At 38.6% G+C, this 12,637-nt stretch carries 10 protein-coding genes; 9 read left to right on the plus strand and 1 reads right to left on the minus strand.

Translation table 11 applies throughout. From position 1 onward, the window contains the following. The first annotated feature begins 8 nt into the window (after nucleotides 1-8). The 4 genes from recN (at nucleotide 9) to HMPREF1210_RS02300 (ending at nucleotide 5,007) form a co-directional block, all read left to right on the plus strand. Nucleotides 9-1,703, plus strand: coding sequence for a DNA repair protein RecN (gene recN / locus HMPREF1210_RS02285; protein ID WP_016426979.1), 1,695 nt, complete (start codon nucleotides 9-11; stop codon nucleotides 1,701-1,703). Between the two features lie 112 nt (nucleotides 1,704-1,815). Continuing rightward, complete coding sequence (locus tag HMPREF1210_RS02290; protein ID WP_016426980.1) at nucleotides 1,816-2,775, plus strand: SpoIVB peptidase S55 domain-containing protein; 960 nt, start codon at nucleotides 1,816-1,818, stop codon at nucleotides 2,773-2,775. A 260-nt stretch (nucleotides 2,776-3,035) separates the two neighbouring features. Beyond that, on the plus strand, nucleotides 3,036-3,827 hold the full coding sequence (gene spo0A / locus HMPREF1210_RS02295) for a sporulation transcription factor Spo0A (protein WP_016426981.1): 792 nt from the start codon (nucleotides 3,036-3,038) through the stop codon (nucleotides 3,825-3,827). Nucleotides 3,828-4,281: 454 nt separating this feature from the next. Then, the gene (locus HMPREF1210_RS02300; protein ID WP_016426982.1) at nucleotides 4,282-5,007 is read left to right on the plus strand and encodes a glycerophosphodiester phosphodiesterase family protein; all 726 of its coding nucleotides are present in this window, start codon (nucleotides 4,282-4,284) and stop codon (nucleotides 5,005-5,007) included. A gap of 45 nt (nucleotides 5,008-5,052) precedes the next feature. Here the strand turns inward: HMPREF1210_RS02300 and HMPREF1210_RS02305 are convergent, their stop codons facing one another. Continuing rightward, nucleotides 5,053-5,301: a DUF2627 domain-containing protein gene (locus HMPREF1210_RS02305; protein WP_016426983.1), complete on the minus strand. Its 249-nt coding sequence runs from the start codon at nucleotides 5,299-5,301 to the stop codon at nucleotides 5,053-5,055. A gap of 268 nt (nucleotides 5,302-5,569) precedes the next feature. On the opposite strand from HMPREF1210_RS02305, the gene HMPREF1210_RS02310 reads away from it, so the two are divergent. The 5 genes from HMPREF1210_RS02310 to lpdA all read left to right on the plus strand — a co-directional run bounded on the left by HMPREF1210_RS02310 (nucleotide 5,570) and on the right by lpdA (nucleotide 12,625). Continuing rightward, nucleotides 5,570-7,621, plus strand: coding sequence for a sigma-54-dependent Fis family transcriptional regulator (locus HMPREF1210_RS02310; protein ID WP_016426984.1), 2,052 nt, complete (start codon nucleotides 5,570-5,572; stop codon nucleotides 7,619-7,621). Nucleotides 7,622-7,756: 135 nt separating this feature from the next. Continuing rightward, nucleotides 7,757-8,662, plus strand: a complete 906-nt coding sequence (yqiS, locus tag HMPREF1210_RS02315) for a phosphate butyryltransferase (protein ID WP_016426985.1) — start codon at nucleotides 7,757-7,759, stop codon at nucleotides 8,660-8,662. A gap of 30 nt (nucleotides 8,663-8,692) precedes the next feature. Then, entirely contained in the window at nucleotides 8,693-9,787 is a 1,095-nt protein-coding gene (gene bcd, locus HMPREF1210_RS02320) for a branched-chain amino acid dehydrogenase (RefSeq protein WP_016426986.1), read from the plus strand. A 302-nt stretch (nucleotides 9,788-10,089) separates the two neighbouring features. Continuing rightward, nucleotides 10,090-11,178, plus strand: a complete 1,089-nt coding sequence (gene buk / locus HMPREF1210_RS02325) for a butyrate kinase (protein WP_016426987.1) — start codon at nucleotides 10,090-10,092, stop codon at nucleotides 11,176-11,178. Nucleotides 11,179-11,194: 16 nt separating this feature from the next. Then, entirely contained in the window at nucleotides 11,195-12,625 is a 1,431-nt protein-coding gene (lpdA, locus tag HMPREF1210_RS02330) for a dihydrolipoyl dehydrogenase (RefSeq protein WP_016426988.1), read from the plus strand. Nucleotides 12,626-12,637: the final 12 nt, after the last annotated feature.

Here is a 12,637-nt window from a genome sequence, read left to right on the forward strand (position 1 = left end):
GATGCATTGTGCTAAAGGAATTATCAATTAAAAACTTTGCCATTATTGAAGAAGTATCAGTGAGCTTTACTGATGGTTTGACGGTGCTGACCGGGGAAACAGGAGCGGGTAAATCCATCATTATTGATGCGGTACACCTGCTGGCCGGTGGAAGAGGTTCTCAGGAATTTATACGCCACGGTGCTAAAAAAGCAGAGCTTGAAGGCTTGTTTTTTATACAAAATCCACAACATCCTGTATTTCAAAAGCTTCAGGAAGTCGGAATCGAAGTAGACGATGATTCTGTTATTTTGAGAAGAGATATTAATGATCATGGGAAAAGCGTCTGTCGAGTAAATGGGAAATTGGTGACAATAGCCATTTTAAGAGAAATTGGTGGCTCGTTGATTGATATTCATGGACAACACGAAAGTCAGGAATTAATGGACGAGCGTTTCCATATTTCCTTGCTCGATCAATTTGCGGGAAGTAAACTTCACCGAGCGAAAGAAAGTTATAACGGTCTTTACCAGACGTACATAAAGTTAAAAAAAGAATTGGCTTCTGTCAGTGACAATGAACAACAAATTGCACAGAGGATCGATTTGTATCAATATCAAATTAATGAAATTGATGCGATACAGTTAATTGAAAATGAAGATGAAGATCTTCAACTCGAACGCAAGAAATTTCAAAACTTCCATAAGACATTCGAACGTATTTCTGCGGCATATGAAGCCTTAAATGGTGAGTCTAAAGGCTTGGACTGGATTGGAAATGCCATGAGCGAACTTGAAGATATTGCTTCTTTTGACGAGACGTACAAAGAGCAGGCTGAGCTTGTATCGAATTCTTTCTATTCCCTACAGGAAATGTCCTATCAACTAAAGAATGTGATGGACGAATCGGAATTTGATGAAGAACGATTAAATGTCATTGAAGAAAGATTAGCATCCATTCAGTCATTAAAAAGAAAATATGGGAACTCAATTGAAGAAATACTTTTATATCGACAAAAAATTGGCGATGAACTGGATGGTCTCGTGAATCGCGATGAAAGAATTCAACAACGCCAAAAAGCACTGGATCGAGTGGAAAAAGACTTGGAAGTGGAATCGAAAGAACTAACGTTAATTAGAAAAAAAGCAGCGAAAAAGCTGAGCGAAGCAATTGTGATTCAACTTCGTGAATTATTTATGGAAAAGGCTACTTTTGAAGTGATTTTTAAAACACTGAACATGTTTGATAAAAACGGAAAAGATGATGTATCTTTTTATATGTCAACCAATGTTGGTGAACCTGCCAAACCGATTTCCAAAATTGCTTCGGGCGGGGAATTGTCTAGAATGATGCTTGCCCTAAAAGGAATTTTTTCAAAACATCAAGGCATTACATCCATTATTTTTGATGAAGTGGATACAGGTGTCAGTGGACGAGTTGCTCAAGCGATTGCCGAAAAAATTGCCAACATTTCTCGTTCTTCACAAGTATTGTGTATTACACATTTGCCACAAGTAGCTGCAATGGCCGATCAACAATTATTGATTGAAAAACAAGTGATGGGCGAACGGACCATGACGAAGTTAACGGAAGTTACTGGCAAAGATCGTGTCCAGGAGTTAAGCCGTATGATGTCCGGTGCAGAAATTACATCATTGACTTTAGACCATGCAACAGAATTATTGTCGATTGCCGAGCAACGAAAAAAAATATCATATGTATAGAATCGTGAAGCACTGCTGCTACAGCATGTGCTTTTTTTTTTCGAAAATTTACCGTTCATAACAATGCTGTTCAGACACATAGTAAGAACATCCCGTTAAATGGAGGTGAAATATGCGATGTGTTGCGAATAAAAGGATTGTTACCATGTTTTTGGGATTTTTGATTCTCTTCCCGGCTCATTCATGGGCTGAGAAAAATGACAATGCTTTAATCCCGCTTGGACAGTCTATAGGTGTGCAATTGAAGTTAGAAAAACCTACATTTGTTCATGATGTACTGATTAATGACAAGTGGTGGTTTAAAAGTGGAGACCAAATAGTCTCATTTAATGAAAATTCCATCGGCTCAATTGACGATTGGAAAAAAATGAGTAAAAATGCGAATGAAGCACAAGTATCCATTGAAATTCTTCGTGAAAATAAAAGAAAATCTGTATTAGTATCAACAGATCAGTTAGAAAGTATGCTTCCTTTCATTCGCGATCACACTGAAGGAATTGGTACTATCACATACGTTGACCCAAAAACCCAAGAATATGGTGCATTGGGACATCAAATAGTGGATCAGCAAATTTCTGAAACACCACCATTTTTAGGTGGATCAATTTTTTTATCAGATATAGCCCGCATACACAAAAGCACTCCCGGTAATCCAGGATACAAAATCGCCAAACAGGCATCTGTTCATGTTCAAGCAGGAGACGTGAAAGAAAATACTGTATATGGTGTCTTTGGGGAATTGCTTGAATCGGACTTGCAAACTGGAGACGCAATTCCAACGCTAACAGCGAAACATATCAAGAAAGGATATGCTGAGCTATTAACGGCAATCGATGGAAATGACGTTAATTCTTATGATATCGAAATCATCAAAGTGGAAGAAACAACTTTCCAGTTTATCGTCACTGATAAAGAATTGATTAAAAAGACTGGCGGCATTTTGCAAGGAATGAGCGGATCTCCGATTATTCAAGATGGGAAATTTGCTGGAGCCATTACACATATGGTGGTGGACAATCCTGTAAAAGGAGCAGCCATCCCAATACAAGAAATGATGAAAAAACATCCATGAAAAAATTTTTTACCACACTGTAAAAAGTGTGGTATTTTTTTGCGTATTTGTTATGATGTATATAACGATTATTCGACATTTTGTTAGAAAAACTTGACAATAGACGAAAAATGTCTAAATCATCAGACTATGTGCTCCTTTTTCAAATCTTAAAAGGATTTACTAACAATATGTCGAATTAACTTTGCAGTGTGAAATTGGGAGAATGTGCCGTAAAAACAAACATCCATGTTCGCGAGACGTTTAAGGGGGAAATACTAATGGAAAAAATTAAAGTAGCAATCGCAGATGATAACAAAGAATTAGTAAAAACACTAGAATCTTATTTATCAAGTCATCCTCAAATTGAAGTAATTACAACAGCTCCAAATGGAAAAGTCATTCTTACCATGATGGAAAATGACTTACCAGATGTATTGTTGCTAGATATTATCATGCCTCACTTGGATGGATTGGCTGTACTGGAAATGATGCAGGCAAACGAAAATTTTGCTAAAGTACAAGTGATTATGCTGACTGCTTTCGGTCAAGAAGATGTAATGAAACAAGCAGTGGAATTAGGTGCTTCCTACTTTATGCTGAAGCCATTTGAATTTGATCGCTTAGTCAATCAAATTCTTCAAGTAGCGGGCCATAAGACAGAAAGTGCTCCACGTACGAGCGTTCTTCAGAGCCAACCACAGCAAAAAGTGAATCAAAAAATGATTGATACAACGATTACAGCAGTTATTAAAGAAATTGGTGTACCTGCTCATATCAAAGGTTACGCGTACTTACGTGAAGCTATTCACATGGTATATGAAGATATCGAATTATTGGGTTCAATCACAAAAGTCTTGTACCCTGAGATTGCGATTAAATTTAACACAACGTCATCTCGTGTAGAACGGGCAATCCGTCATGCTATTGAAGTCGCTTGGAACCGCGGAAACTATGAGTCCATCTCGAAAACATTCGGTTATACTGTTCATCACTTGAAGAGCAAATCGACAAATTCTGAGTTCATAGCAATGATTGCTGATAAAATCCGCTTAGAAAACATGGCTAGCTAATCATTGAGATGACTAGGTTTGCGGACATTCGTAAGCCAACCAATTCAACTAAAATCCGATTCAAAACCAAAATACTTTTACTAAAATGACCGATGAATTTTATTATTCATTGGTTTTTTATTTTATCGAAAGGTATGTCATATAAAGTCAACTAGAATTTTTCTTACAAACCGTATAGCTCAGTTCGCTGATCTTGCAATCCATGTCGTAGTGTTATTTCTTTATTGAATAATTCACGAAAAATTCCTTATACAAAGGAGAGCAACTAAGTAAACTTGGTATAATATGTAAAGAAGTGATGGCTATTAGAAAAAATATGGCTGGTAAATAATAAAACACAGGTAACGTCTTTCCTGCATCTGTGTTTTTTACCTCAGTTCCATGGAAAAAGATGCATATATTAGTGAAGATAGGGTAAAGAAAACTATACATACAGACAAGGTGTTGACGATAGATGATGAGAGTACCAATATACGCACATCGTGGTGCATCTGCGTATGCACTTGAAAATTCATCTGCTGCTTTTGCAAAAGCGATTGAACTGGGAGCGGATGGGTTAGAGATCGATTTACAGTTAACAAAAGATTTAGTACCTATTGTAACCCATGATATGGACTTTTGGCGCTTAGCCAGGACTCGTAGGGATGTTTCGTCAATGTATTATGAAGAAGTGAAAAAATTAAAATTAGGAACCTCTTTCTGGCGATTAGTAAATGGGGAATCTATACAAACTTTTGAGGAAGTGCTGGCTTTTGCTGCGAAAAATGAACTGGCATTGAATGTAGAATTAAAAGAAACGTTTGTGAATGCTCCAGAACAAATTGCCCTATTGTTTAAACGGACATATTCACATTTGAATATTCATTTTTCATCGTTTCATTATGATGTTTTGGAACGAATTAAAAAATGTAATCCGATGTTACAGACTGCTTATATCGGGACGAAAAAAACAAATTGGGAAGAGCTTGGCCGATTAACTGCAGCAGATGCGCTTCATATGCACAAAAGGCATTATTCGAAGAGGAAATTGGATTTGGCCTATAAAGCTAACATGCCACTAAGATTTTATGGTATTGATGGAAATGAAAAATATTTAGTTGATCCTCACCCGGTAGTTTTGGGGTGGATCACCGATTATCCCGATAAAGTATTAATGAAACAATTGAAAAAGGAATCCTGATTTCGAAATCGGGATTCCTTTTTTTAGTGGCTAACGCAATTAAAGTTAATTCTTCGTTTTTCCTTTAGCGAATTTAGCTTGTACTTTACCATTTTTCCGATCTCTATGTAGTAAGAAACCTGCAAAAAATCCAAATCCGATAACTAATAAAACAACACCTATCAGGAATTGTAACCATAAAAATGGGATGGACCCAATTAATTTTCCGAATAAGGTATCACGTATAAGTTTAATTCCACCTGCCGCCATCAATCCAGGAATCAATAACACAAGAAAAGCTAACATTCGTGCCAATAGTTTTCATCTCCTACTGCATTAAATTAAATTACTAAATTAAAGAAAGCTGTTAATTATTCAGCCGTGCATGCCGTAAGGGTGCAGATTTACGATAAACAATAGCATTTTTTAACAGAGCCAATTAAATTATAATCTAGTCTAGTTTAACACGGAATATCATTTTCGTTCCATTGCACTACCCTAGAATAATTGTCAGGTCAAACTCAATGAGGTATGATAGAGGAAGGTTTTGCAATATATTGCACACGACGAAAGAGGGATATGAATGTCCTTGCAAAATGTTTTAATCATTGGAGGCGGCGTTGGCGGAACCGCGATTTTGAAATTATTATTATCAGCTGAGTTTTTTCATGTAAAACGAGTAGTTGATATTGATGAGCGAGCACCTGCCATTCAGATTGCCAAACAACATAACATTCCAGCAAGTGCGGAATGGAAGCCTTTTTTAACTGATGATTTACATATGATTTTTGATTTGACTGGTCAGCCTGAAGTTTTTGATGAACTTTTAATGGAAAGACCCTCACAAACCGTCTTAATACCTGGGTCAGTGGCGAATATACTGATTCGCTTGATAAGAGAAAAGGACCAATTTATTCAAACGATTCGTGAAGAAACACATAAACAACAATTGATTTTTAATTCGATTGAAGAAGGTATGATAGGTATTGATGCCAATGGAAACGTCAACTTCTTCAATAAAAGTGCTGAGAGAATGACTGATATTTTAATGGACCAAGCTCTTGGTAAGCCAATTTATGATGTCATTGCTTCCAGTGAATTACCACGAACTTTTGAAACCGGCAGAACAGAAGTGAATCGCGAATTAGTACTGAGTAATGGTACGAAAATTGTCACTTCAAGATTTCCCGTCATAGATGAAAAAGGTGTCCGTATCGGGGCATTTTCAGTTTTCAAGGATATTACGGAAGTCGTTAGTTTAGCAGGTGAAATAACCAATTTAAAAGAAATACAGACCATGCTTCAAGCTATCATCCAGTCAAGTGATGATGCCATTTCCGTTGTGGATGAAGAAGGGAAGGGTATTTTGATTAACCCTGCCTATACGAGAATTACGGGGCTGGAAACAGATGATATTATCGGAAAGCCAGCAACTGCAGATATTAGCGAAGGCGAGAGTATGCATTTGAAAGTGCTGCAACTGCGTAAGCCTATCCGTGGCGTCAATATGCGTGTTGGTCCGTTAAAACGTGAAGTCATCGTGAATGTGGCACCAATCATTGTCAATAATCGATTGAAAGGAAGCGTCGGTGTCATTCATGATATGACCGAAATCCGTTCATTGATGAAAGAACTTGACCGCGCCAGAAGTATCATTCGTACACTGGAATCGAAGTACACTTTTGACGACATCATTGGTGATTCACACGAAATGAGAATTTCAATTGAACAGGCTAAGCTGGCTGCTAAAACGCCTGTTACCGTGCTATTACGAGGCGAATCCGGAACGGGGAAAGAACTTTTTGCCCATGCCATTCATAGTTCCAGTGATCGGAAGTACAATAAGTTCATTCGTGTCAATTGTGCAGCCATCGCGGAGCATCTGCTTGAAAGTGAATTGTTCGGTTACGAAGAAGATGCTTTTGCTGGGGCAAAACTCGGTGGTAAACGAGGATTATTTGAAGAAGCGAACCATGGCAGTATCTTTTTGGATGAAATTGGTGAACTTTCGAGCAACACACAAGCAAAATTGCTTCGCGTCTTGCAAGAGAATGAAATCGTTCGAGTTGGTGGTACGAAATCCATCACGATAGATGTAAGAGTAATTGCTGCAACCAATATCCATATGGAAAAAGCAATGCTAGAAGGTAAGTTCAGAGAAGATCTCTATTATCGATTGAACCGCATGCCCATTCAAATTCCACCGTTACGCAATCACAAACAAGACATTCCAGCTATTGCGGAACGTCTGTTGGTTAAGCTTAATCAAGAATATGGTCGAAACGTCGAACGGATATCCGAAGTGGCCATGCAAAGGCTGGTCGTTTATTCTTGGCCAGGAAACGTGCGGGAACTTGAAAATATTATCAGCAGGGGCATGATTTTTATGAGGCCAACTGAATCGATTTTAGATGACCATCATCTTCCATTGTCGATGTTGGAACACCAGGAACCAGACTCCAAAAAACCATTACAAGAGATATTGCCGCTTGCCGATCAAATGGAGCGTATGGAAAAAGAGATTTTATCATCAACTCTGAAAATGATGAATGGCAATAAATCTAAAACAGCTAAACATTTGGGGATTTCTCTTCGTACGCTTTATTATAAATTAGAAAAATATGAGCTAGAATAACAATGTGTGCAAATAATTGCATGGTTTGCAATCATTTGCATACCGAAAAGTACGAAATCTTGCCAAATAAAGCGTTTTCATTATTGTTAACAAGGTACGTTTTATGCTTAAATTATGAATGTTGAGGTGATTTCATTGAATCTAAACGATTTAATACGACAAGCTTCTTCTTCAGATGATAATGTAGTTGCGGTTGCATCTGCTGCTAATCTGGAAGTGCTTGAAGCGGTTAACTTGGCCATTGAGCATGACATGGCGAGTTTTCGTCTATATGATGACGAACACAAATTAAAAGAAATGATAGTCATGCACTATCCTCACTTGTTAAATCATCCGAAAATTTATACACAACACGTAAAGGATGATCAACAAGCAGCGATTGCAGCAGTCAAAGCCGTCCATTTAAATGAAGCGAATGTATTAATGAAAGGACATATTCCAACCGCTCTTATCCTAAAAGCTGTTTTGAACCCAGACTTTGGATTGCGAACGGGAAGCGTCCTATCTCATGTAGCTGCATTTGAAATTAATGGTTTTGATCGTTTGATTTTTGTTACGGATGCGGCTATGAACATTGCACCTGATTTAAAGCAAAAAGCGCAAATTGTGCAAAATGCCGTTAAGGTAGCTCACGCCGTGGGAGTCGAAACTCCTGTAGTTGCACCATTGGCTGCAGTTGAAACCGTCAACCCATCAATGCAACCAACTCTTGATGCAGCTGCTCTGGTTGCGATGAATACAAGAGGACAAATAAAAGATTGCGTGATTGATGGTCCAGTTGCTCTGGATAATGCCATTTCAGTTGAGGCGGCTCATCACAAAGGTTTGACAGGTCCACATGCTGGACAAGCAGATATTTTGCTTGTACCGAATATAGAATCAGGCAATATTTTATACAAATCACTTGTTTACTTTGCACATGCAAAAGTAGGGGCAGTGATTGTAGGGGCTAAAGCACCTATTGTCCTAACTTCTCGTTCAGACAGCGCAGAAAGTAAATTAAACTCTTTAGCATTAGCAATTTGCTCATCTAAGAATTAATGAACGACCAAATCAAAGGAGGAATTTAAAATGGAAATTTTTAAATATATGGAGACTTATGATTACGAACAATTGGTGTTCTGCCAAGATAAAACTTCAGGCTTAAAAGCAATCATCGCGATTCATGATACAACTTTAGGACCAGCATTGGGTGGTACACGCATGTGGACTTACGCTTCTGAAGAAGCTGCAATTGAAGATGCACTTCGTCTGGCTAAAGGAATGACTTACAAAAATGCTGCTGCAGGTTTAAACCTTGGTGGTGGTAAAACGGTTATTATTGGCGATCCATTAAAAGATAAAAACGAAGAAATGTTCCGCGCGTTCGGTCGTTTCATCCAAGGCTTGAACGGTCGTTACATTACAGCTGAAGATGTTGGTACAACTGTAGCTGATATGGACTTAATCCATGAAGAAACAAACTATGTAACAGGTATCTCACCTGCATTTGGTTCTTCAGGTAACCCATCTCCAGTAACTGCCTACGGCGTATACCGTGGTATGAAAGCTGCTGCAATGGAAGCTTTCGGTAGCGATTCACTTGAAGGCAAACGCATCGCTGTTCAAGGTGTTGGTAACGTTGCATACAACTTATGCCGTCACTTACATGAAGAAGGCGCGAAATTAATTGTTACGGATATCAATAAAGCAGCTGTTGATCGTGTAGTAGAAGAGTTCGGTGCTACTGCAGTGAACACGGATGAAATCTACTCTCAAGATGTAGACATCTTTGCTCCATGTGCTCTAGGCGCAATCATTAACGACGAAACAATTCCACAATTGAAAGCAAAAGTTGTTGCAGGAGCTGCAAACAACCAATTAAAAGAAACAAAACATGGCGATCAATTGCACGAACTTGGAATCGTATATGCACCTGATTATGTAATCAATGCTGGTGGCGTAATAAACGTTGCTGATGAACTATATGGCTACAACCGTGAACGTGCAATGAAACGAGTAGAAACAGTCTATGACAACATTGCTAAAGTAATGGAAATTTCACGTACACAAGGAATTCCTACATACGTTGCAGCTGACCGTTTAGCTGAAGAACGTATCGCTCGTGTTGGAAAATCACGCAGCAATTTTCTACTAAACGAAAAACATATTTTAAGCGGAAGATAATACATTGCTCTGACAACGATTTTGTAGATAGCGAGGGAATAAGCGACAAAACCTGTGCTTCTGTTTTTGCGCTAGAATCGTCGCAAAGAATTAGGTCAAACTAAAGCTTTGACCAAATTCTTTCCTGCGGAAAAACGGGCTTGCAAGTTCGTCCGCGGAAAGGGAGCTAATTCCCTCTGTTGTTATAAAAAATCGACATAATAAAGTTAACAGAGCTTGTTTAAAGAAAAGAAAAGGACAGATACTTTCATTTATGTTTGTATCTGTTCTTATCTTTAAAGACATTTTTGGGAGGAATCATTGTGCAAGAACATTCATATCGCATTCTTGTCATCAACCCGGGTTCCACATCTACAAAAATTGGTGTTTTTGAAAACGATGTTTTATTGATGGAAAAAACGATCCGACACTCTTCTGAGGAAATCGGCAAATTTTCTTCTATCATTGATCAATACGAATTTCGTAAGCAAACCATTTTAGAAGCAATGGATGAAGAAGGAATCAACATTTCGAAATTGTCAGCTGTCTGTGGCAGAGGCGGACTCCTTCGTCCAATTGAAGGCGGAACTTATGCGGTAAATGACGCAATGTTAGTAGATTTAAAAAAAGGTTTTTCAGGTCAACACGCTTCAAACTTAGGTGGGATTTTAGCATTTGAAATTGCAACAGGTTTAAATATTCCTTCTTACATTGTCGATCCAGTGGTCGTCGATGAGTTGGCTCCGATTGCACGCATTTCAGGATTCTCGTTAATCGAACGAAAATCGATTTTTCATGCATTAAATCAAAAAGCTGTTGCACGACGATATGCTAAAAAGTGCGGCAAAGCCTATGAAGACATGAGACTGATTGTAACCCATATGGGTGGCGGTATTACAATTGGTGTTCATGAGAATGGGCGGGTAATTGAAGTAAACAATGGTTTACACGGTGAAGGTCCATTCAGTCCGGAAAGAGCGGGAACAGTTCCTGCAGGCGACTTAATCGATATTTGTTTTTCTGGTGAATATTACCGTCACGAAATTATGAAGAAATTAGTCGGTCAAGGCGGATTAGTAAGCTATCTTGGAACCAATGACGCAGTGGCGGTTGAAAAACGCATTGCAAAAGGTGACAAAGAAGCTGAACTTGTTTACGAGGCAATGGCATATCAAGTTGCCCGTGAAATTGGCTCAGCTAGTGCCGTACTTGAAGGTAAAATTGACGCTATCATATTAACTGGTGGATTAGCATATGGGAAAGATTTTGTTGAATCCATTTCAAAAAGAATCAACTGGATCGCTGATGTAGTAGTCCAACCCGGAGAGAACGAATTGCAAGCATTATCTGAAGGTGCAATACGCGTATTAAATGGGGAAGAAAAAGCAAAAGTATATCCGAACCTCAAATAAAAGGAGGCCGAAAGTTATGGCTCATAATTACGATATCGTTATTCTTGGAGGCGGAACAGGCGGGTATGTAGCAGCAATCCGTGCGGCTCAATTAGGACTTAAAACAGCAATCGTTGAAAAAGGTAACTTAGGTGGAACTTGCCTACATAAAGGCTGTATTCCAAGCAAAGCCCTACTTCGCAGTGCAGAAGTATATTCGACGACAAAAAATCATGCAGCTGACTTTGGCGTAAATACTGGAGAAGTTTCATTGGATTTCTCACGTGTACAAGCCCGTAAAGAAAGCATTGTTTCCCAACTTCATCAAGGTGTTCAAGGATTAATGAAAAAAGGGAAAATTGATGTATATGAAGGTACTGGCAGAATGTTGGGACCATCAATCTTCTCGCCATCTCCAGGTGGAACGGTTTCTGTTGAAATGAACAATGGCGATGAGAATGAAATGCTAATCCCTAAAAACGTGATTATCGCAACTGGATCACGTCCACGTACATTGCCTGGTTTAACAATCGATGGAACACACGTTATGAGTTCGGACGAAGCACTGGCTATGACCGAATTGCCAAAATCAATTTTGATTGTTGGTGGCGGTGTCATTGGAATTGAATGGGCTTCAATGTTGAATGATTTTGGTGTTGAAGTAACAGTAGTTGAATATGCGGATCGCATTATTCCTACTGAGGACGCTGACATTTCAAAAGAAATGCTGAAGCTATTAGCGAAAAAAGGCATTACATTTGCTACAAGTGCAAAAGTTTTACCAGAAACATTGGAAACAGCTGAAGGCAGTGTAACAATTTCTGCCGAATTCAAAGGAGAAACAAAAACCTTTACTGCTGAAAAAATGTTGGTTTCGGTTGGCCGTCAAGCAAATGTAGAAGGTATCGGAATCGAAAATACGGATATTGTGGTTGAAAAAGGATTTATTCAAGTAAAAGACACATTCCAAACAAAAGAATCCCATATTTATGCTATTGGTGACGTAATCGGAGGATTACAATTGGCACATGTTGCTTCTCATGAAGGTATTACAGCAGTGGAACACATTGCTGGTCAAAAAACTCATGCGATTGATTACAACTTGGTGTCACGTTGTATCTACTCAAATCCAGAAGCAGCAAGCGTTGGAATTACACAACAGCAAGCTAAAGATCAAGGGTTTGATGTGAAAGTTGGTAAATTCTCATTTAAAGCCATTGGTAAAGCGCTTGTTTATGGTGAATCAGACGGCTTCGTGAAAATTATTGCCGATAAGAAAACGAATGATATTTTAGGTGTACACATGATTGGACCACACGTTACAGATATGATTTCTGAAGCGGGTCTGGCAATGGTACTAGATGCAACACCATGGGAAGTTGCTAGTACAATTCATCCGCATCCTACACTTTCAGAAGTAATGGGCGAAGCGGCGTTGGCTGTTGAAGGTAAAGCAATTCACATGTAAAAAAATCAGATT

Source organism: Paenisporosarcina sp. HGH0030, from assembly GCF_000411295.1.
Lineage (GTDB): Bacteria > Bacillota > Bacilli > Bacillales_A > Planococcaceae > Paenisporosarcina.